We start from the raw sequence: 21,278 nt of genomic DNA on the forward strand, positions 1-21,278 counted from the left end.
GGCGAGCCCGTCACCTTTAGTAGTCTCTGACGGCACCGTACGTGAGGTGTACTACCCCCGTCTGTCCTCTGGGGTAGCTATGGCGCGTTTACGCTGGTCACATAGCCTCTGGGCATGCTTGATAGAGGGACCGGTCCCGCCGTACCGGCAAATCGCGAACGCCATTCGCGAACAGATCACGTCCGGCGTGATCCCACCCGGCCGACGCATTCCCTCTCTCGTCGAGCTCGAAGCTACCTACGGCGTGGCGCGCGACACCCTCCGTAAAGCCGTTCAGGTATTGAAGGATGAGGCACTCGTTGAGACGGTGAGCGGCATGAGGATCTACGTGTTGCAACGCGACGGCGAGTAGTCCGAGCGGTAGCCGTACAACGCGAAACAGCCCCCGCCGTTCGGTGGGGGCTTCGTCATGCTTGATCCCGCCTCCGGCGAGGGGAGGCAGGGCGCCTACCCGTGCTGAGTGGCAGGTGGGGGCAGGGCTCGCACCCGCTCGCGCAGATCCCGCACCCCCGCACCGCCAGAACTCCCCAGGGCTGCTGTGAGCGCATCCAGCCGGGCGCGGGCAGTAGAGCGGAGCCGCTCGGCCGGAACCCGCTCCAGGACATCCAACGCCCGGGCGGCGGCGTCCCCCGGCTGCACCTCAGCCTCAGCCTGCGCCACCACCAGCGTGGCCGCCGCCCAGCCTGGCGTGTAGGCGACACAGGACGCTGCTGACGAGCTGGCCCGGACCAGGGCCCGATCGGAGCGGCCGAGCGCCAGCCACGCCTCCGCCTCATGCAGCGCGAGCTCCGCGGCGTCGAAGCCGAACCGCCCCGGCGCCCCGCCGGCGGGATCAGCCGCCAGCGCAGCCGTTGCCTCGGTCAAGGCATGCTCGGTGTCGGCAGCACGGCCGAGCCGCGCCAGGGTTGGCAGCATCGCCCACCCCGCAGCCTGCGCATGGCCGAGCTGGCCGACAGCATGAGCGGCGCTGGCCTCAGCGTGACGCAGGGCCGCGGGGAGGTCGCCGCGGGCTCGGGCGACCATGCTCTGCGCGCCGTAGGCCCACGCGATCAGCTGGGCGTCGCCGACATGCTCTCCGAACGATGCGGCGACGGCCAGGTGAGCGCGGGCGCCGCTGTGGTCGGCCAGGTGGAAAGCCAAGTTCCCGAGCAGCGCTGACAGCCAGCCAGCCGCGCGCCGCAGCTCGGCGCCGATCGTGGCGTTGACTGGTGCGGCCAGGGCGTCGCCGAGCAGGCCGCGGGCGGCGTGCACCTCGTCAAACAGGTGTGCGGGCACGTGGCGGGAGTAGTTGAGCGCGTAGTGCTCGACAGCAGCCTCGGCCAGTTCCACCACCGCAGGGCTGCCATACGGATTGTCGAGCAGGGCCAGGCGGAGGGATTCTCGGACGGCGGGCAGTCCTGCTGCGGTCATCTCTACTCCAGGGACTATCAGCGGGGCCGTCTGCTGACCATAACCGCCGAGGTCGGCCCCGCACACGCAGCGTGGCCTCAGGCCGAGCTGATCCAACCCGGCACCGTAGGCGCGGGCGAGCATCCCGGCGTACTCCGGGCCAGGCCGATCGGGGCCGTGCTCGAAGCGGCACAACATCGCCTCCGACAGGGCCGGCGGTCTCAGCCCGTCAGCAAGGTAGAGGTCGGCGACTTGGGTGACGGCCTGGCCACGGGACCAGCCCAGCGCCAGACGCCACGCCTCCAGCGGCGACAGCTCCGGCAGGGTACTGCGCATGACGGTGACGATCCGCTCCAGCGATGCCCCGTCCCGCTGCCCCTTGATGCGGATGGTGGCTGCCTCACGTTGGATCTGTGCCCGCCGTGATCTGGTGATCTGCCCCATGAGGGGACCTCCGCACTCGCGAACGCCAGCACAAGCACCGTAACCGCATCAGTACTTACCGTGCAGCCCATCCGAGCGTGATTGACACCGACCCTCAATGCCGGGCACCCCACTCCGGCAATGACAGCACCCCAAGGCCAGGGCCACCGTGAGAGCACAGGCAAGCGACGTGGCCCCCGGGCCACGTCGTCACCAGAGAAGGGACCGCGATGACCATCACCGCAGAACGCCCCACCACCGCCGCCCCCCCGTACGCTCATCAGCGCCGAGCTGTTCGGCCGGCTCGCCGCGCGGATCCGCGTCGACCACCCCGAGCACGCGGACATCGCCGAGCCGATCATGGGGCAGGTGCTGGCGTTCCTCGCCGCATGCGCCGCTCGGCCGGACGCCCGCCTCGCCCCGTCCGAGCTCGTCGACCTCGGCTGGCATGCGTTCGTGCTCCACACCCGCGAGTACGCCGAGTTCTGCGAGCACGTCGCGGGCCGGTTCATCCACCACCGCCCCGAGGACCCCGGCCAGCCCAGCACCGGATCGACCGCGGCGGCCACCGTCGCCGTCATGCGGGAGCTCGGCCTGCCCGTCATCAACGACCTGTGGCCGGCCAAGGCCGACTGCTCCAGCCAGAAGTGCAGCCAGTGCCACGCAGGCTGCACCGACAGCCCGGTCAAGTAGCAGGTCACCCAGGTAGGAGCGGCGTACAGTGCGAGACGTGACCGGATACCGATGGGACGACCTCCCCGCCGAGGTGCACGACGCGATCGCAGCCGAGTGCGGCCCGATCCGGCACACCACCTCACTGCCCGGAGGTCTCACCGCCGGCGCCGCCGTCCGCCTGGACACGATCCGCGAGCCGGTGTTCGTCAAAGCCCTGCCCGCGGATTCACCGTCCGCGCCGCTCTACCAGCGCGAGCGCCTCGTAGGCGCTGTACTACCTGAGGGTGTGCCCGCTCCGCGCATGCTGTGGAGCGGGCACACCGCAGACTGGGTGGCGCTCGCCTTCAAACACGTCGACACCGAGCGGGACGTCGATCTCTCCCCCGATTCACAGGACGTGGCCGACGTCATCGACATCGTCCGTGTTCTGGGCGAGCAGCTCACCCCGAACCCGGCCGGCGAGGTGCCGCCCGTCGCCGACAACGTGGCGTTCCTGGCCCGCCGTGCCGACGCGCTTCTCGCCGCTCCGCCCGCCGACCTGCAGAGCCTGCCCGCCTACCGGGCCGCCCGGGCGGGCCTGGACCTCGACAGGCTGACTGGCGACACGCTGCTGCACGCCGATTTTCATGAGGGCAACCTCCTCGCCACCACCAGCGGCGTGCGGCTCATCGACTGGGGGCTTGCTTGTCAGGGCGCCGCCTGGGTCGAGACCGCCCTCCTGATCCCCCGGCTGATCCTCGCCGGCCACACCCCGGCTGAGGCTGAGCGGCTGGCCGAGCAGGTGCCCGCGTGGAAGAGTGCCCCCGAGCCCGTCGTGACCGGCCTGGCGGCTGTGTGGTCGCTGTTCCGCGAGTTCGTCGCCCGCCGCGGTCCTGAGCCGATCCGCGCGTCCCGTGCCCGCGCTGCTGCGGCTGGCCGGGCGTGGGTGGAGTACCGCACCGGCTGAGCGAAGGCCAGGCAACGCGAAAAGAGCCCCCACCCACCTCCGAAGAGGCGAGCAGGGGCTCGACGGGCTTCCGCACGCCCCATGCGCCCAATGTGAGGCTACAGGCTGGATAAGGGCCGGTCAGAGTGCAGACCCTGGCCGGCGCCCGACCGGTAGACGGGCACCTTCGTGCTGCCGAGCAGCACGCCGGCGATCGGCCACCGCCGCTGCAGCGTGGACACAACCACCTGGTAGAGGGCGACGCAGACACCGCAGAGCGCCTGGATGAGGTTGGGCTGCAGTGGACAGCGTCCATCGGCTGAGCCCAGATGCGGTAGAAGGTGCCTGTTCTGGACGTGGGAGACAGGCGCTGACCGGGTTGCGTCCAGCCAGAACGGGCTAGTCACTGAGGAGTGGATGTTGTAGACGGCAGGAGCGCGGCCAGGGGAGTGCCCGCGGCGGGTGCGGGCTTCGCTGCCCTGCGGGTGCGCCGGGGGCGGGCGGCGTGGATGTCGACGATGTTGGTTTCGGACATGTGGAGGGCTCCTTGTCGTGGGCGGCAGCCATCGAGCGACCTGCCAGGAGGAGGCCGATCATTGGCTCAATCACCTACGTCCAAAGCGCAGGAAGATCTCATGGAGTGGTTTCCGGGCTGTTCGGCCTGCTTTGACCAGCCGCTATAAGCGGGCTGTCAGAGGATTCGAACAACCGAGATCATCCTCTTAACCTGCGCTTACGCGCGCTGAGGCATCGTTTCAGTCACCGGGAGGACCGGTCGCCGCCCGGCAACCCACGGGCGGACGCAGGAGTTGGGGGAAGACATGGATCCGAACAAGAATGAGCAGGGCGGCACCCCGGCCGAGACGACCCCCGGCAACGACGGCTGGACTCAGTTCGGCAAGGTGCCGCCGCGTGCGGGAGAGTACGCCCCGGGCGGGGAGGCCGGGCCGGAGCCGACGCTGATCCACCCGGTGCCGGGACCGTACGCGGCCGAGGCGCCGCCCGCGATCCCCGCGCAGCGGCTCCCGCTCACCGCCGCGCAGAAGCTGGGCGCGGGGCTGGCACTGGCCGCGATGGCCGTCGGCGGCGGGGTGGCGGGGGCCTTCGCCATGGCCTCCTTCGGCGGCACCACCACCACGATCGGCTCCTCCACCAGCCCGGTCGTCAGCCAGGTCAGCAACGTGACCACGGTCGCCGACGTCGCCAAGGCCGTCCAGCCCGCGGTGGTGTCCATCCAGGTCAAGACCGCCAACGGGGGCGGCGAGGGGTCCGGCGTGGTGCTGTCGGCCGACGGCCTGATCCTGACCAACAACCACGTGGTGGAGGCCGGCGGGCTGGGCCAGGGCGCCCAGGTGAGCGTCAAGTTCAGCGACGGCAAGTCGGCCACCGCCAAGGTCGTCGGCACCGACCCCGCCACCGACCTCGCGGTCATCCGGGCCGAAGGCGTCTCCGGCCTCACCGCGGCCTCGATCGGCGACAGCGACCGGCTCAAGGTGGGCGACTCCGTGCTCGCCATCGGCAGCCCGCTCGGCCTGTCCGGCTCGGTCACCGCCGGGATCGTCAGCGCGCTGAACCGCACGCTGACCGTCGGCGGACAGCAGCAGCAACAGCTCCCGCCCGGCTGGGGCGGCGGGCAGCAGGGCGGCAGCGCGCCCACCGCCATCGGCGGCGCCATCCAGACCGATGCGGCGATCAACCCGGGCAACTCCGGCGGCGCGCTGGTCAACGCCTCCGGGGAGCTGGTCGGCATCAACACCGCCATCGCCACCAACGGCGGCGAGGGCAACATCGGCGTCGGCTTCGCCATCCCGATCAACACCGCCAAGCAGGTCGCCCAGCAGCTCATCGACAAGGGCAAGGTCACCCACGCCTTCCTCGGCGTGAACCTCGCCCCCGTCACCGGCGACGCGGGCGGAGCCCTGGTCAGCCAGGTGGTCGAGGACAGCCCCGCCGCCCGGGCCGGGATCAAGCAGGGCGACCTGATCACCAAGATCAACGAAACCGTGGTCGAGGACGGCACCACCGTGGTCGGCGCGGTCCGCGGCTTCAAGCCGGGGCAGAAGGTGACCGTCACCTACGTCCGCGACGGCCAGACCCAGACCGCCACGGTGACCCTCGTCGAGAAGGCCGGGGAGTAGTCTTCACAGACGGATGTGCCGCCGGGGTCGCTGCGGACCCGGCGGCACATCCTTTTCGGACCCGGTGGCGTGCCTTCGGACCGGGTGGCGTGTCGTGGCGCGGGGCCGGGCCGGGCGTGAGCCGGTCGGCGGCCGCCGAGCCCCGCTGCTCGATCGGCGCTGCTCGATCGGCCGGAGCGTCTCCTCGGGGCTGAGCGCCCGTCCGTCGGCGCCGCCGGGATCTCCTCGGAATCGCGGCGGGGCCCGGTTGCCCGGACCATCTGGCCCGGACGGCGGACCCCGTCGCGCCGTCGCGCGACTCCCGGCTGTCCGGGACTACCGCCGGGCCACCAGCGCCTCCGAGCGCCACAGGTCGCGGTAGTAGCCGGGGGCCTCCACCAGCTCCGCGTGGGTGCCCCGCTGGACCACCGAGCCGTTCTCCAGCACCACGATCTCGTCCACCTGCTCCAGCCCGCGCAGGCGGTGGGTGACCAGCAGCGTCGTGTGGCCGTGGGTGGCGTCCAGCAGGTCGGCCATGAGCGCGTCGGCGGTCTCCTCGTCCAGCGCCTCGGCGGGCTCGTCCAGCAGCAGCACCGGCGGGTCGTTCAACAGGGCTCGGGCCAGGGCCAGCCGCTGCAGCTGCCCCCCGGACACCGTCCGCCCGTCCTCGCCGAGCACGGTGTCCCAGCCGGTCCGCTCCACCCACCGCTCCAGCCGGGCCCGCCGTACGGCCTCCGCCAGCGCGTCCTCGTCGGCCTCGGGGCCGGCCAGCCGCAGGTTGTCCCGCAACGACGCCTGGAACACGTAGGGGTCCTGGGTCAGCCCCGTCATCATCCGCCGGGCGTCGTCGGCCGACAGCTCCCCGATCTCCACCCCGCTCAGCCGGATCGTGCCGGACTCGGGCTCGACCAGGCGCATCAGGGCCGACAGCAGGGTGCTCTTGCCGGCCCCGCTGGGGCCGACCAGGGCGACGCGGCGGCCGGGGGTGAGGGTGAGGCTGACGCCGTTGAGGGCGGGGGCGCGGCCGGGGCCGTGCCGGACCACCAGGTTGTCGACCTCGACGGTCGGCGGGCCGTCGGGGACGGCGGCGGGAGCAGCGGGCTCGGTCACGGCGGGCGGGGTCGCGCGGACCTCCCGCAGCCGGCGGAGGGCGGCCAGCACCCCGGTCAGCCGCTCTCCGGCGGCGGCCATCGGCAGCACCGGCTCGAACGACACCAGCGAGGTCAGCGCGAGCACCGCCGTGGCGACCGCGCCCGCTCCGGCGTCGCGGGCGACCAGGACGACCGCCAGCACGGTCAGGCCCTGGGTGAGCGCGCCCAGCGCGGTGGCCACCGCGTTCGCCCGGGCCTGCCGGCGCTCCAGCGCGGCCAGCCGGGCGTCGGCCTCGGCGCAGGCCGCCAGTGCCCGGTCGCCGGCCCCGTAGGCGGCCAGGTCGGCCGAGCCGTGCACCAGGTCGGCGACCCGGGCGGCCAGGTCGGCCCGGGCGGGCGCGATCCGCGCCGACCAGCGCCGGGCGGCGGCGGCCGCGCCGGCCGGGATCAGCACCCCGGCCACCACCAGCCCGGCCAGCAGCGCCAGCGCCGCCGCCGGGAGCAGGAACAGCGCGATCACGACCGCGGCCACGCCGGTGACCAGCGCCGCGACCGCCGGCAGCAGGCAGCGGACCAGCAGGTCCTGCGCCGCGTCGGTGTCGTCGACCATCCGGCTGAGCAGGTCGGCCCCCCGGTGGTTCAGCGGACCGGCCGGGACGAGCGCCTCATACAGCCGCTCCCGGGTCGTGGCCTGGGCGCGCAGCGCCACCTCGTGCCCGGCCAGGCGCTCGCCGTAGCGGAAGACGCCCTTGCTCGTCGCGAACGCCCGGACCCCGACGATCGCCACGCTCAGCGCCGCCAGCGGGGGCTGCTCGGCGGCCCTGGTGATCAACCATGCCGCCGACCCGATCAGCCCGAGCCCGGCCAGCTCGGCCGCCGCCCCCGCCCCGGCGGCCAGCGCCAGCCGTCCATCCATCCGCTTCACAGGGACCTCCCGGTCTTCTCCGCAGGAACGGCGCCGCCGGCCGGGCCGGGTCCCCGGGCGGCTGCCCGGTCGGACACCACACGGCCGTCGGAGATCCGGATCACCCGGTCGGCCAGGTCGATCATCGCGGGCCGGTGGGCCACGATCACGGAGGTGCGGCCGTCGGCGAGGTCGCGGGTGGCGGTCACGACCGCGCCCTCGCTGCGGCCGTCGAGCCGGGCGGTGGGCTCGTCGAGCAGCAGGACGTCGGTCGACGGGCGGCAGAAGGCGCGGGCGAGCGCGACCCGCTGCCGCTGCCCGGCCGACAGGTCCGCGCCGCGCTCGCCGAGCACCGTGTCGTATCCCTCCGGCAGCGCCCGCACGAACTCGTCGGCGTGCGCGGCCCGTGCCGCCGCCTCGATCTGGCCGGCCGTCGCGCCGGGGGCGCCGAGCCCGATGTTGTCGGCCACCGAGGTGGCGAACAGGTGGGGGCGCTGCGGCACGAACGCCAGCCGCCCGCGCCACCGGTCGAGGTCGGTGAGCTCGACGCCGTCGATCAGGACCCGGCCGGCGGCGGGGGTGACGAAGCCGAGCAGCAGGTGGAGCAGCGTGCTCTTGCCCGCGCCGCTCTCGCCGACCAGCGCGACCCGCTCGCCGGGCGCGATCACCAGCGAGACGTCCTCCAGCGCGGCCTCCTCCCGGCCGGGGTAGCGCACGGTGACGTTCTCCAGCCGGATCTCCGGCGCGGCACCCGGGTCCGTGCCCGGGTCCGTGCCCGCCGAGGGCGTCCGCCCGTCCCGCGCCGGGGGCTCCGCCTGCCCGTCCAGTACGGCGAAGGCCTGGTCGGCCGCCGCGACCCCCTCCATCGCCGCGTGGAACTTGTTGCCCATGTTGCGCAGCGGTAGGTATGCCTCGGGGGCGAGCAGCAGCACCAGCAGCGCGGTCGACAGGTCGAGCGACCCGGACAGCAGCCGCAGCCCCACCGGCACGGCGACCAGCGCCAGCGACAGCGAGGCGGCCAGCTCCAGCACCAGCGACGACAGGAACGCCACCCGCAGCGTGCGCATCGTCGCGGTGCGGTGGGCGTCGGCGACCTGCCGGATCACCCCGGTCTGGAAGTGGGCCCGGCCGAAGGCGCGCAGCGTGGGCAGGCCCCGGACCACGTCGAGGAAGTGGCCGCCGAGGCGGGCCAGGGCCCGCCACTGCCGTTCGGTGACGGCCTTGGTGTGCATGCCGACCAGCGCGCCGAAGATCGGGATGAGCGGCAGCGTGACCAGCACGATCACCGCGCTGGCCAGGTCGGCGACGGACAGCCGGACGAGCACGGCGATCGGCACGGCTCCCGCGACCGCGACCGACGGGAGGTATCCCGACAGGTAGGGGTCGAGGGCGTCCAGGCCCCGGCCGGTCAGCGTCACCAGCTCGCCGGAGCGGTGCGAGGCCAGCCGGGCCGGGCCCAGCTCCTGCAGCCGCGACAGCAGCCGGTGACGCAGCGCGGACTTCACGCCGGTGGTCGTACGGCCGGCGGCGACGCCCTGCAGCAGGCCCAGCGCCGCCCGGACGCCGACGACCAGCGCCAAGAGGACCAGGGCCGAGGCCGCGAACCGCCCGGACAGCACACCCGCCAGCAGTTCCGCCTGGACCAGGACGAGCAGGCCGGCGACGACCGCGGCGGCCAGGCAGAGGGCGAGGTGACGGCGGACGGCACGTTCGCTCCGGGCGAGCCGTAGGAGATCCTTGTGCATGCGAACCTTTGAAAAGCCTCAGAAGAACGACGGGATCCGATCGGCCGCACGCCGGGGACCGAACGTGTGCCATACCCATACTTGCGCGCCCACCATGAGGGGCGCGAACGGCACAATCATGAGACTCAACACACTTAGCGTCGAGGCGGGCGCGGTGTGCTCCAGCAGCCACGGGGTGAGCACGGCCAGCAGCGCGGTGACGGGCGCGGCCGCGACGCAGGCCGAGACCAGCAGCGCCCCGCCGCTCCGGCGCGCCCCGGTCACCTGCCCGGGCAGCCGCCAGGAGAGGAAGGTCCAGCCGTGGAAGGCGAACGCCGCGGCGACCAGCAGCCCCCCGCCGAGGCCGGCCAGGCTGAGCGGCGGCCCGGACAGGCCGCCGGCCACCGCGGCCAGCGCCATGCCCCAGCTCAGCGCCAGGCCGTAGGAGCCGGCGCAGATCACCCAGTCCCAGCCCGCCCGCCAGGCGGGGCCGTCGAGGCGGCGGCGGAACCACAGACCGGCGTCGCGCAGGATCCATGAGACGAGCAGGATGACGACCAGCGGGTAGAGGCCGTACAGGACCTCTCCCTCGACCGAGGGGAAGGCGCCGAACAGCACGCCCGCCACGGCCACCAGCCAGACCTCGTTGGCCAGGACGAACGGCGCCATCGCGGCGACGACGCGGTCACGGTCCCGCTGGGTCCTGCCGAGCACGGGCAGCAGCATGCCCAGACCGATGTCGAAGCCCTCCAGGGAGGAGTAACCGATCAGCAGGAGGGCGAACACGCCCGTCCAGAGGATGTCCATGGTCGTCTCCCTAGAGGTTGAGCGCGTGCGGGCGCTCGGCGAGGTCGGCGGGGCCGTCCGCGCCGAGGGTGGCGGCGGCGGGCCCGCGCTGGACGGTGCGGGCGATCAGGAGGTAGTCGACGGCCGCGAGCAGGCCGAGCACGCCGATGAAGCCGAGGAACGAGAGGGTGACCATCCCCTTGGTGAGTCCGGGGGACATGGCGTCGGCGACGGTGAGCCTGCCGTTGATCAGCCACGGCTGGCGGCCGACCTCGCGGGCCAGCCAGCCGAGGATCGCGGCCAGGAAGGGCAGCGGGGTGATGAGCATGAGGATCGGCTGTGCCCAGCGCCAGCGCGGCAGCCAGTACACGGTGGGCAGCAGCACGAACATGACGAAGAGCTGGAGCAGCTGCCCGATCATGATCATCATGCTGAGCCCGGTCCCGGCCAGCGGCTCATCGCTGAACTTGCCCGGCTGGACCTGGGAGATGGCGCCGAACTGGGCGTAGCCGAAGCCGACGGTGACCAGCGAGCCGACGAAGGCGGTGACCACTCCCAGGCGGAGCGACCCCGTGAAGAACTCCCGCTCGGCGGTGTGCTTGAACAGGTGGTAGGCGCTGGCGCCCGTCAGCACGGAGCCCCCGACCCACAGGCCCGCGCCGAGCACGTGGGGGAGCGCCATGACCAGGGTGGGGTTGGTCAGCAGGGCGCCGAAGTCGGTCAGCACCAGCCGGCCGCCCCGCTCCACGGCCCCGGCCGGGTTCTGCAGGAACGAGTTGGCCACCATGATCCAGAAGGCGGAGGCGTAGGCGGTCAGCGTCACCAGCCAGATGCACGCCAGGTGGAGCCACTTGGGCAGCCGGTGCCAGCCGAAGATCCACAGCCCCAGGAAGGTGGACTCCAGGAAGAAGGCCACGAGCGTCTCGATGGCGAGCGGCGCGCCGAAGATGTCTCCGGCGTAGTGGGACAGGCCGCTCCAGCCCATGCCGAACTGGAACTCCATCACCAGTCCGGTGACGATGCCGAGCGCGTAGTTGATCACGTAGATCTGGCCCCAGAAGCGGGTCGCCCGCTCGTGGACGGGCCTGCCGGTCACCGTGTGGCGGGTGTGCATGATCGCGACGAGGGGGGCCAGGCCCAGGGTCAGCACGACGAACAGGAAGTGGAGACTCCCCGTCACCGCGAACTGCGTCCGGGCCAGGTCGAGCACGTCCATGGTGTCACCTCCGTTGTTATGTCTGTCTACACATAGACACTCTACATGTAGGCCACCTACATGTAGAGTGTCTATAGGAGAGGTAGGGTGACACCGTGAGTGAGCGAAGCGAACGGGCCGGCGGGACGGCTCCCGCGCGCCCGGCACGGGAGGCCGTGTGAACACCGACGCGCTCCGGGGGCACATGGACGCCCTGCTGCTGTCGGTGCTGGAGCACGACCCCCTGCACGGATACGCGATCATCGAGGCGCTGCAGGAGCGCAGCGGCGGCGCGCTGAACGTGCCGACCGGCACGGTCTACCCGGCGCTGCGCCGGCTGGAGCAGGCGGGATACCTGGCCAGCGAGTGGGCCACGGTGGGCGGGCGCAAGCGACGCACCTACCGGCTGACCTCATCGGGCCGCGCGGCTCTGGCCGGGGAGCGCTCCGCCTGGCGGGAGTTCGCCGGTGTGATCGGCAGCGTCCTGGAGCCGCGCTCTACGCGGTGAGCAGCCGGCGGGCGGTGACGCTGAGGCAGCGGCTAGCGCCGTACAGCTGCATGAGCAGGAACGCGTCGCTCACCAGCGCGACGGCCACGCCCGGCGGGTAGCCGGAGAAGCCGACCGGGCCCTGCGCGCCGTACATCAGCGCCATACTCAGCGTGATCGTGACCGGCAGCATGGCCCAGACGAGCACGGCCAGCGACCGGGTGACGATCCGGGGCCGCCGGATCCGGCGCAGCCCCCGTCCGAGCGCGAGCAGCGCGAGGCCGCCCAGCACGCCGGTGAGCATCTGGAGGATGTCCAGGCCGCGGGCGACCGGTGTGAACCAGCCCGGCCTGACGATGTGGTCGGTCGCCTCCGCGGGGAAGATCTGCCAGATCACGGCCCACATGAGCGCGGTCAGCGGCACGCTGACGAAGAGCAGGGCGGCCAGCCTGCGGCCCGCCGAGACGGCCAGTTCCTCCTGGTAGCCCGGTGCGATCTCGCTGATCGAGCCGAACTCCTCGACCGCGACGCGCTCGGCCTCGGCCCGGTCCAGCCCGCCGCCCTCCAGCGCGTCGGCGGTGTCGAGCAGGCTGTCACGCGCCTCGGTGACCATGTCGAGCTTCGGCCCCCTGGGGCCTTTGAGAGTGCGGCTGAGCCCGGTCACGTAGTCGTCGATGACTCCGGTGCTCGCCATGTTCTCTCCAGTCGCGTGGTCCCCTCAGGGTAGTCGCCCCCCATCCTGGTCCCGGCGGGAGACCGGCGCATCGGGGACTCCCCTGAGAAGACCCGGAGTCTCGGCTACCCTCCGCCGCCGACCGCGGGCGGCGCCGTACGGCGGGCGCCGGCCCCCGGGCCCGTCCCGGACCCCGGCGCGGGGCCGCCGAGCAGGGCGGTGACCCTGCGGTCCAGGGCCCGGGCGTACTCCTCGCTCACCAGCGAGCGGCGCACGTTGTCGCGGGCGTCGGCGTAGGAGGGCGCGCCTGGCCGGGCCAGCTTCCCGTAGTGGGCCCGGAGCCGCTCCTCCGACAGCTCCAGCTCCCCGGCGAGCCGCTCGCTCAGCGCGTGGTCGAGCTCGGCGGCGCTCACCTGGGCGTAGGTGTACTCGTCGTACTCCGGCACGCCGGGCAGCGGCCGCCCGGCCTGCCGGGCCGCCTCCCGCCGCCCGTTCTCCAGCGCGAGCGCCCGCTGGAACGCCGCCTCGCTCACCTCGGCGACCAACCCCGCCTCCCGGGCCCAGATCCGGCGCGCCTTGTCCCGCACGGCCGCCGCCAGCGCCCGCTCCCGCAGCCGGTCGCGGGCCGTGGCCCCGGCCCGCGGCCGGTCCCAGAATCCCGGCCCGGCCGGGACGCCGGCGCCGGTGAACTCCGCGATCACCTCGGCCCGCAGCACGTCGGCGGCCCGCAGGACCTCGGCGCCGACCACCTGCTCACCCGCCACCTCCGTCACCACCTCCCGCGGCGTGAGGCCGAGGACCTGGGCGGGGACGGCGGACGCCGAGAGGCCGGCGGTCCCCGGCGCGCCGGGGACCTGCGGGGAGAAGAGGGAGAGGAGGACCGTCCCGGCCGCCAGCAGGCAGCCGATCACGGCACCCCACACCCGCGGCCGGGCGAGGGCTGAGCGGGTGGCCGGGACGGGCCCTCCCCGCGGCCGGGGGAGGGGCGGGCGGGCGGCCGGGACGGGTCCTCTCATCTCAGGAGGCGATCTTCATGTCGAACACGTGGAGGCCCGCGTCGGCGAGGGGGCTGCCGCCGGGCAGAGTCACGGACGCGACGGTCCGGGCCGGGTCCAGCGGGACGGCGTGGGCGAACACCGACACCCCGGACTCCCGGGTCTGGCCGCTGGCGGGGTTGCGGTGGTCGGTCTGGGTGATGTTGTGATAGGTCGACCGGGCGACCACGACGGCCCCCTCCGGGGCGGTGGCGTCCCAGAAGTCCCCGAAGCGGACGGTCTTGTCTTCCACCGTGCCGTCGGTGTAGGTCACCTTGAAGACACCCGAGCGGACCTTGAAGACGCCGGTGCCGAGCAGGACGAGTCTGCTCCCCCGGCCGGGGAGCTCGATGGTCTGGCCGGCCGCCTTGACGTTGTCCAGCGTGCCGTAGGCGCCGGGGTGCCAGGTGAGATCGGCGCCGAAGGCGGTCACGGTCTGCCCCGGACGGAGCCCGGCCGCCTCCAGCCCCTGGCCGGAGTAGCTGCGGCCGGAGGTGGACAGGCCGCCGACGTTGGGGTTGCGGTCGGAGCTGACGCCCACGTTGTTGTAGGCGGCCCGCACCGACCCGTGGACCACCGGGCCGACGGCGGGCCCGGAGTAGGCGCCGCGGGAGACGCTCGTGCCGACGGGGTTGCCGAAGTAGTCGCGCCCGCCCACGCCCTCCACGAGGGCCCCGGTGCCGAGCGCGGGGGAGCCGGCCAGCAGCCGGTATCCGGAGGCGTCGCCGTACCCGGTGGCGGTGCCGGGGGCGGCCAGGCCGGGATCGGCGGTGATCGCGGCGGCGTCACCGGCGGGCGCGGCGACGCCGCCGTAGTAGACGTTGGAGTCGTAGGTGATGTTCTGGCCGGTGGGCAGCGTTCCCTGGGCCGCGTGGAAGATGTTGTTGACGATCTTCGTGCCCGCCGACGGGCCGTTGGGCACCGCGACGTTCAGCTTCTCGCTCGCGCAGAAGAAGGTGTTGTTGTGGATCCACAGCGGGCTGCTGTTGTCCCCGGCCGCGTTGCCGGCGATGCGGCAGTCGTCCTGGGCGATGTTGAAGCGCAGGATCGCCGTCGCCCGGTAGTTCGGGAACTCGGTGCAGCTCTGGCAGCCGAGATAGAAGCCGCCGGCGTTGGCGTGGGAGAAGTTGTACTGGTAGACGCAGGTGCCCTTGATCCCGCCGTCGCAGTCCCAGGCCGTGGAGTCGAAGATGGTCGGCCGCTGCCGGGTGACCTCGTTGTACTGGAAGACCGGGTCGACGGAGTTGATCGGCCACATCCCGGCGAAGTTGCCGTTGACGTAGGGGTATTTGCCGCCGCCACCGTCGTCGAACAGGTTGTGCTCCACCAGCGGGCGGTCGGCGGCGTGCACGACGATGCCGTCGCCGCCGACGCTGCGGATGGTGTTGCGGGCGATGTAGACGTTCCTGTGGTAGTCGGTGCCCTTACGGCTGATCTTGATTCCGCCGCCGCCGGTGTCGTGGACGTGGTTGCCGGTGATGGTGATGCCGTCGATGTAGCCGACCTTGCCCTCGGGCAGGGCCTGGACGCTGATGCCGGCCGAGTAGGCGAACCAGCCGGAGTTGGCGCCGGTCTTGTCACCCCAGCCGGCGACGTCGGAGATCTCCAGGTCACGCAGGACCAGCCCGGCCTTGGGCTCGGGCGTCGTGGAGTTGTACTGGACGCCGGTCCGCTTGGCCGTGGTGGCGGCGGGGTTGGTGATGTGCAGCTTCTCGATGGTGATGTGGCTGTTGTCGACGAGGTGGACGGCCCATTCGCCGCCGTCGCCCTGGATGATCGGCTTGGGGCCCTCACCATAGGAGGTGAAGGTGATCGGCCGGCCGGGAGCACCGGATCCCACCGGCTCCAGGCGGCCGGCGCAGATGGTGCCGGCCCTGAACTTCACCTTGTCCTTGGCCTGCAGCCGGAGGGCGTTGACCTCCGCCAGGCTGGTCAGCGGCTCGGCGGCATCGCGCCCCGAGCCGCCGGGCGGCGCCGTGCAGTCCACGAAGAAGTTGCGGGCCGCGGCCGCGGCCGCAGCCTGTGCGGGTGGCGCGAGTGCGCCGGCGCAGGCCAGGGCCACCGCGGCGACCAGGGTCGGACGGAGTAACCGCATTCGACTGCTCCTTTTCGGTTGGGGGGAGACCAGAAGGCAGGCAGGACCCCGGCCCGGGGGACCGGGGGAGATCGGGGAGAGCAGAGGGGTCAGGCGGAGCGGGTGAGCGCCTCCGGGGCCACGCCGTAGCGGAACGGCAGGCCGTGGGCGTAGCGCTCCAGCTCGTCGAGCGCCACGTCGGCCATGCGGCGCAGCTCGCCGCCGAGCGAGCCCGCGATGTGCGGGGTGAGCAGCACGTTGGGCAGGTCGTAGAGCGGCGAGGAGGCGGGCGGCACCTCGGGTTCGGTCACGTCGATGACCGCGTGCAGCCGGCCGGACAGCAGCTCGCCGGTCAGGGCGGCCTGGTCGACCAGCGCGCCCCGGGCGGTGTTGATCAGCGTGGCGCCGTCGCGCATCAGCGCCAGGCGGCGGCCGTCGATCATGTGGCGGGTCGAGGGCAGGTCGGGGGCGTGCAGGCTCACCACGTCGCTCCCGGCGACCAGCTCGTCCAGCTCGACGGACCGCACGCCCAGCCGGGCCGCCCCGGCCGCGTCCAGATAGGGGTCGCTGACCAGGACGTCCAGGTCGAACGGCCGGAGCAGCTCGATCACCCGGCGGCCGATCGTGGAGGCGCCGACGATCCCGACCGTGCGGCGGTAGTTGCCGAAGCCCGGGAAGCGCCGGTCCCAGTCGTGCGCGGCGCGGTCGCGCCGGTAGAGGTGGGCGATCTCCAGCACGCGTTTGCCCGCGAACAGGATCGCGGCGAGGGTGAACTCCGCGACGGGCAGCGCGTTGGCGATCGCCGCCGAGGAGACGCGCAGGCCACGCTCCCAGCAGGCGTCGGTGATGTGGTGCTTGACCGAGCCGGCGGCGTGCACGACGGCCCGCAGCCGCGGCGCGCCGGCGAGCACCTCGGCGGTCAGGGGCGGGCAGCCCCAGCAGGTGTAGAGGACCTCGGCCCCGGCCAGCGCGCTGCGCGCCTCGGGCGCGGTGAAGTCGGTGACCACCAGCGAGGCGTCCACCTCGGCCAGCTCCGCCAGGCGCCGCCGTACCGGACCGTCCAGCAGCCGCGCGGCGACGTCCGCGGACATCGCGATGGCGGCCCGCGGCCGACGAGACATCGATCCCCCCGAGTTTGTGATCACTTGATGCTGCCCGCCGTCATGCCCGCCCGCCAGAAACGCTGCAGGAAGACGAACACGACCAGCAGTGGGACCACCGACAGCAGCGAGCCGGTGATCACCAGTGTGTGGAACTCGGGGAAGGCGGTCCCCTGGTTGTTCCACGAGAACAGGCCCAGGCTGAGCGGGAACAGGTTGTGGTCGGAGAGCATCACCAGAGGCAGGAAGAAGTTGTTCCACACCGACGTGAACTGGAACAGGAAGATCGTCACGAAGGCGGGCTTCAGCATGGGCAGCGCGATCGAGACGAAGGTGCGCAGGTCGCCCGCGCCGTCGGACCTGGCGGCCTCCAGCACCTCGCCGGGCACGTAGCCGGAGGAGAGCACCCGGGCGAGATAGACGCCGAAGGGGTTGACCAGGACCGGGACGAACACCGCCCAGAAGGTGTTGACCACACCCACCTTGGAGGCCAGGAGATACAGCGGCAGGGCGGTGGCGGTGCCGGGCACCAGGACGCCGAGCAGCACGGCGCCGAACAGCTTCTCCTTGCCGCGGAAGCCGTACTTGTCGAAGCAGTAACCCGCCATCACGCTGATGAGCGTGCCGAGCAGGGCCCCGCCGCCCGCGTACAGGACGCTGTTGAGATACCAGCGGAAGAAGATCCCGCCGCCCTCCTCCGCGACGGCGGAGAGGTTCGCGCCGAGGTTGAAGTCGGCGAAGGCGAACCCCGGGCTGGAGTAGAGGTCGTTCAGGGTCTTGGTCGAGGCGAACAGCAGCCAGGTGAGCGGCAGCAGCGTGTAGACCGTCGCGACGGTCAGCAGGACGTTGACGACGCCCCGGGACAGGGAGGCGGGCCTGGTCACGCGCCCCTCCTCGCGCCGAACCGGGTGACCGCGTAGGACAGGCCGGCGGCGAGCGCGGCCAGCAGCAGCGAGGCGGCGGCGGCCTGGCCGTAGTCGTTCTTGGAGAACGCCTCGGTGTAGGCGAACATGTTGGGGGTCCAGGTGCTGACCACGCCGGCGCTGGCGTCGGCCAGGATCATCGGCTCGGTGAACAGCTGGAGCGACCCGATGATCGTGAACAGCATCGTCATCACGACCGCGCCCCGGATCATCGGGAGCTTGACGCGCAGCGCCGTGCGGACCGGCCCGGCGCCGTCGACCGTGGAGGCCTCGATCACCTCGCGCGGGATGGCCTGCAGCGCGGCGAAATAAATGATCATGTTGTAGCCGATCCACTCCCACAGCGCGATGTTGACCACCGAGCCCAGGACCTTGTCGGAGGACAGGAAGTCCCACCGGATCCCGCCGGACTCCAGCGCGCCGACGACGGGGCTGACGCCCGGCAGGTAGAGATACATCCAGATGAGCGCGGCGATGATGCCCGGCACGACGTGCGGCAGGAAGAGCACGAGCTGGAAGAACCGGCGGACGCGGGCGAGGCCGGAGTCCAGCAGCAGGGCCAGCAGCAGCGCGCCGCCGATCATCAGCGGGATGTACAGCGCGCAGTAGCCGGCGATGACCGCGAAGCCGTCGCGGAAGGCCGGGTCGGCGAGGGTGTCGAGGTAGTTGTCCAGCCCGGCGAAGACGGTCTGCGAACCGCCGAACCCGAGCCCCGAGGACTTCTCGCTGAACAGGCTGAGCCAGACCGCGTACCCCAGCGGCGCGACCAGCACCGCCGCGAACAGCACGAAGAAGGGCGCCAGGAACAGCGTGATCGCCCCGCGCCGCCGCCGGGCCTCGCGTTTCAGGGACCCCTGGCCGGTACGGCCGCCGCCGGCCGGCCCGGCGGCCGGCCGGTCGAGGGTGGTGAGGGAGGACATCGTGCCCCTTCCCGCCTTTCTCAAGGTCTCCGGAGGTGAGCCCGGTGTGGAGTACGCCTTCTCAAGTGCCCGGGCCGCCTCAAGTGCCCGGGCCGCGCCTCGCGGGGGAGCCCCGCGAGGCGCCGGCGGGCGGGTCAGCCCGCCACGTTCAGGCCGCGGCCCTTCAGCTCGGCGAGCGTCGCGCCCTGCGCCGCGTCGAGGGCCTGCGGCAGCGTGGTGCCGCCGCTGGGCACCTTGCCCATCTGGTCCTTCATCGAGGTGAACACCTGGGTCATGCTCGGGCCCCAGGTCCAGCCGGGCTGGATGGTCTTGTAGGACTCCGCGAACAGCGCGTAGATGTCCTGGCCGCCGTAGTAGGCGGTGTCGAAGCTCTTGGCCGCCACCGGCACCAGGTCGGGCGCGGCGGGGAAGCCGCTGGAGGTGCCGGAGGCCAGGCGGGAGGTCCAGGCCGCCTCGGAGGTGGTCAGCCACTTGATGACCTCGGCCGCCGCCTTGAGCTTCTTGGTGCCCTTGCCGGCCACGAAGCTGGTGCCGCCGAGCATGCCGCTGGCGGGGGTGCCCCAGTGCGGGACGGGCGCGACGGCCCACTTGCCGGACTGCCCGGCGTGGTTGCCCTTCATGACGCCCGCGCCCCAGGAGGCGCCGACGTAGCCGACGGTCTCGCCGCTCTCCAGCGAGGCGTTCCACTCCTGGCTGAAGGCGCCGTGGGAGTGGACCAGCCCGTCCTTGACCAGGCCCTGCCAGTATTCGGCGACCTTCTTGCCGGCCGCGTCGTCGACCGCGACCTTCCAGGCGTCGCCTTCGGTGCCGAACCACCTGGCGCCCGCCTGCCAGGCGAGCGCGGCCAGGACCGGCCCGTCGTCGGGGAAGAACGTCGCGATGCGCGCCTTCTTGTCGGCCTTCTTGACCTTCTCCGCGGCGGCCCGGAACTCCTCCCAGGTCGCGGGGGCCTCGATGCCCCACTTCTCGAACAGGTCCTTGCGGTAGTAGAAGACCTGCGGGGCGGCGTCCATCGGCAGCGCCCAGGTCTTGCCGCCGAGCTCGACCATGCTGAGCACGTTCGCCGGATACTTGGCCTTGACGTCGGCGACCTCGGCGGAGATGTCCTCCACGGCGCCCTGGTTGACGAAGTCGGGGAGCTGCGCGTACTCGATCGACATGATGTCGGGGGCGTTGGCCGCCTTGACGGCGTTGGAGAACTTGGCGTAGCCGCCGGCCACCCCGGAGGGGATCTCCTCAAACTTGATCTTTATGGCGGTGTGGCTCTTGTTGAACTCGTCCACGACCTCCTTGGTGCCCTTGGCCCAGCCCCAGAAGGTCACCTCGGTGACGGCCTGCGCGGCGTCGCCGGAGGTCGCCTTGTCCGCCTCGCCCCCGCTCGCGCAGGCGGTCAGCAGCGCGACCGAGGCCAGCAGGCCGGCGAGTCCGGCTGTGGCCCGAGACGTCTTACGCTCCATCGGATCGCTCCTCATGTTCATTCGATCGATAGGACATCATTCGTTCATCGATGAACGGATTTCTAGAGGAAGCGTTCAATTGATCAGTAACGAAATGATTGCGTAACACTACGACACGGACGAAAGTGCATAAACCGGTCAGATCACCCTAGAATCCCACAGGACTCGCGCAGGCGGAGCTGGGGGAGCAGGTCCAGGTGGTGGCGCGGGCGCTCCTCGCCCTCGGTCACCCGGGCCACGAGGAGCTCCACCGCGGCCCGGCCGACGGCGTGCTTGGGCGGGGCCACCGCGGTCAGCGGGGGGTCGGCGAGCGCCGCGACCTCGTCGTCGTAGGCCACCACGGAGACGTCGCCGGGCAGGCGGAGCCCGCTCGACCTGAGCTTCTGCACCAGGACGAGCGCGTCCTGGTCGTTGTGGACGACGACGGCCGTGGCGCCGCCCTCCAGGATCGTGGCGACCGCCGGGTCGATGGAGGCGCCGAAGGCCTCGGGGTCGTGCTCGAAGGCGAGCGTCTCGATCATCGGCGGCCCGCCCAGCAGGCCGAGCGAGCGCAGCCCCGACTGGTATCCGGCCCGCACCCGCGGGGTGGTGGGACTGTCGCGCCTGGCCACGAAGAGGATGTCCCGGTGGCCGAGGGCGGCCAGGTGGCGGACGGCCAGGTAACCGCCGTGGGCGTGGTCGGTCGCGACGTGGTCGAGGTGCTCCAGGCCGCTGCCGAGGGCGGCCACCCGCTCCACCAGCACGGCCGGCACGTCCAGGTCGGCGAGCCAGGTGAGGTTCTGCTCGGGGGCGTCCAGCGCCCGGCACGGGGTGACGAGCAGCCCGTCCACCCCGCCGGCGAGCAGCTGCTCCACCTGGGCGCGCTCCTCGGCCGGCTCGTAGCGCGAGATGCCGAGCACCAGCCTGGCCCCCAGCCGCGCGGCGGCCACCCTGGCCCCCTTGATCACCTCGGGGTAGTAGTAGGTGGCGGAGGGGACCAGCATGCCCAGCGTGAGGGACTCGCCCGCCCCCGGCGCGGCGGAGCCCCCGGCCCGAGGGGCGGTTTGCGTGCCGTCCGGCGTCCCGGCCCCCGCGCCGTCGGCCGCCTGGGGCCTGGCGTGGCCGCGGGGCGGGGCGACGCCGCCGTGCACCCGCGTGACCAGGCCCTGATCCTCCAGGTCGGCCACGTCCCGCCGCACGGTGACCGGCGAGACGCCGAGCCGGTCGGCCAGCTCGGCCAGCCGGACGAGTCCCCGCGCCCGGACCTCGCGCAGGATGAGGTCGTGCCGCTCCGTGGCCAGCATGGGGCGTCTCCTTCGTAACCGGTGTGATCCCGGAATCCAGCCTAATGGCCCGCGTTCGTTTCTGCACGCTTTCGATCGTTCGATCATTTCGTGCTTGA

19 protein-coding genes are annotated in these 21,278 nt (G+C 72.4%); 5 read left to right on the forward strand and 14 right to left on the reverse strand.

The window, feature by feature from the left end; translation table 11 throughout:
- Positions 1-118: 118 nt before the first annotated feature.
- Complete coding sequence (locus J2S55_RS07275) at positions 119-352, forward strand: GntR family transcriptional regulator (protein WP_306858205.1); 234 nt, start codon at positions 119-121, stop codon at positions 350-352.
- Positions 353-447: 95 nt separating this feature from the next.
- Here the strand turns inward: J2S55_RS07275 and J2S55_RS07280 are convergent, their stop codons facing one another.
- Complete coding sequence (locus tag J2S55_RS07280; protein ID WP_306858206.1) at positions 448-1,833, reverse strand: NsdA family TPR-like regulatory protein; 1,386 nt, start codon at positions 1,831-1,833, stop codon at positions 448-450.
- Between the two features lie 270 nt (positions 1,834-2,103).
- Between J2S55_RS07280 and J2S55_RS07285 the strand changes: the two genes are divergently transcribed.
- Both J2S55_RS07285 and J2S55_RS07290 read left to right on the forward strand, forming a co-directional pair.
- A complete protein-coding gene (locus J2S55_RS07285; RefSeq protein WP_503167699.1) occupies positions 2,104-2,505 on the forward strand; it encodes a glycine-rich domain-containing protein in 402 nt (133 codons plus the stop codon).
- 37 nt (positions 2,506-2,542) lie between these two features.
- Positions 2,543-3,433: a phosphotransferase family protein gene (locus tag J2S55_RS07290; RefSeq protein ID WP_306858210.1), complete on the forward strand. Its 891-nt coding sequence runs from the start codon at positions 2,543-2,545 to the stop codon at positions 3,431-3,433.
- Between the two features lie 382 nt (positions 3,434-3,815).
- Here the strand turns inward: J2S55_RS07290 and J2S55_RS07295 are convergent, their stop codons facing one another.
- Positions 3,816-3,947 (reverse strand): hypothetical protein, encoded by a 132-nt coding sequence (locus tag J2S55_RS07295; protein ID WP_306858212.1) that lies wholly within the window; start codon positions 3,945-3,947, stop codon positions 3,816-3,818.
- A gap of 286 nt (positions 3,948-4,233) precedes the next feature.
- Here J2S55_RS07295 and J2S55_RS07300 point away from each other — a divergent pair, with 286 nt between their 5' ends.
- Positions 4,234-5,550: a S1C family serine protease gene (locus tag J2S55_RS07300; RefSeq protein WP_306858213.1), complete on the forward strand. Its 1,317-nt coding sequence runs from the start codon at positions 4,234-4,236 to the stop codon at positions 5,548-5,550.
- Positions 5,551-5,865: 315 nt separating this feature from the next.
- On the opposite strand, the gene cydC is transcribed toward J2S55_RS07300, so the two are convergent.
- From cydC to J2S55_RS07320, 4 genes are read right to left on the reverse strand one after another with little or no spacing between them, the layout of a single operon-like run.
- Positions 5,866-7,536, reverse strand: coding sequence for a thiol reductant ABC exporter subunit CydC (gene cydC, locus J2S55_RS07305; RefSeq protein ID WP_306858580.1), 1,671 nt, complete (start codon positions 7,534-7,536; stop codon positions 5,866-5,868).
- A 5-nt stretch (positions 7,537-7,541) separates the two neighbouring features.
- Positions 7,542-9,269 carry a thiol reductant ABC exporter subunit CydD gene (cydD, locus tag J2S55_RS07310; protein WP_306858215.1) on the reverse strand — a complete coding sequence of 576 codons (1,728 nt, stop codon included), beginning with the start codon at positions 9,267-9,269 and terminating at the stop codon, positions 7,542-7,544.
- Positions 9,270-9,287: 18 nt separating this feature from the next.
- Positions 9,288-10,055, reverse strand: coding sequence for a cytochrome d ubiquinol oxidase subunit II (locus J2S55_RS07315; RefSeq protein ID WP_306858216.1), 768 nt, complete (start codon positions 10,053-10,055; stop codon positions 9,288-9,290).
- Between the two features lie 10 nt (positions 10,056-10,065).
- The gene (locus J2S55_RS07320) at positions 10,066-11,250 is read right to left on the reverse strand and encodes a cytochrome ubiquinol oxidase subunit I (protein ID WP_306858218.1); all 1,185 of its coding nucleotides are present in this window, start codon (positions 11,248-11,250) and stop codon (positions 10,066-10,068) included.
- Positions 11,251-11,407: 157 nt separating this feature from the next.
- Here J2S55_RS07320 and J2S55_RS07325 point away from each other — a divergent pair, with 157 nt between their 5' ends.
- Positions 11,408-11,737 (forward strand): PadR family transcriptional regulator, encoded by a 330-nt coding sequence (locus tag J2S55_RS07325; RefSeq protein ID WP_306858219.1) that lies wholly within the window; start codon positions 11,408-11,410, stop codon positions 11,735-11,737.
- Here the strand turns inward: J2S55_RS07325 and J2S55_RS07330 are convergent.
- The 8 genes from J2S55_RS07330 to J2S55_RS07365 all read right to left on the reverse strand — a co-directional run bounded on the left by J2S55_RS07330 (position 11,727) and on the right by J2S55_RS07365 (position 21,180).
- Entirely contained in the window at positions 11,727-12,410 is a 684-nt protein-coding gene (locus J2S55_RS07330) for a permease prefix domain 1-containing protein (RefSeq protein ID WP_306858220.1), read from the reverse strand. The two genes, J2S55_RS07325 and J2S55_RS07330, sit on opposite strands and share 11 nt — an antisense overlap.
- Before the next feature lie 104 nt (positions 12,411-12,514).
- A complete protein-coding gene (locus tag J2S55_RS07335; protein WP_306858221.1) occupies positions 12,515-13,405 on the reverse strand; it encodes a hypothetical protein in 891 nt (296 codons plus the stop codon).
- Between the two features lies 1 nt (position 13,406).
- Complete coding sequence (locus J2S55_RS07340; protein WP_306858222.1) at positions 13,407-15,518, reverse strand: right-handed parallel beta-helix repeat-containing protein; 2,112 nt, start codon at positions 15,516-15,518, stop codon at positions 13,407-13,409.
- Between the two features lie 89 nt (positions 15,519-15,607).
- Complete coding sequence (locus J2S55_RS07345) at positions 15,608-16,618, reverse strand: hydroxyacid dehydrogenase (RefSeq protein WP_306858223.1); 1,011 nt, start codon at positions 16,616-16,618, stop codon at positions 15,608-15,610.
- Between the two features lie 20 nt (positions 16,619-16,638).
- Positions 16,639-17,481, reverse strand: a complete 843-nt coding sequence (locus J2S55_RS07350) for a carbohydrate ABC transporter permease (RefSeq protein WP_306858224.1) — start codon at positions 17,479-17,481, stop codon at positions 16,639-16,641.
- Complete coding sequence (locus J2S55_RS07355) at positions 17,478-18,440, reverse strand: carbohydrate ABC transporter permease (protein WP_306858225.1); 963 nt, start codon at positions 18,438-18,440, stop codon at positions 17,478-17,480. Before J2S55_RS07355 ends, J2S55_RS07350 begins: the two co-directional genes overlap by 4 nt.
- Positions 18,441-18,574: 134 nt before the next feature.
- On the reverse strand, positions 18,575-19,897 hold the full coding sequence (locus J2S55_RS07360; RefSeq protein ID WP_306858226.1) for an ABC transporter substrate-binding protein: 1,323 nt from the start codon (positions 19,895-19,897) through the stop codon (positions 18,575-18,577).
- A 143-nt stretch (positions 19,898-20,040) separates the two neighbouring features.
- Complete coding sequence (locus J2S55_RS07365) at positions 20,041-21,180, reverse strand: substrate-binding domain-containing protein (RefSeq protein ID WP_306858228.1); 1,140 nt, start codon at positions 21,178-21,180, stop codon at positions 20,041-20,043.
- Positions 21,181-21,278: the final 98 nt, after the last annotated feature.

The organism is Streptosporangium brasiliense, from assembly GCF_030811595.1.
Taxonomy (GTDB): Bacteria; Actinomycetota; Actinomycetes; order Streptosporangiales; family Streptosporangiaceae; genus Streptosporangium; species Streptosporangium brasiliense.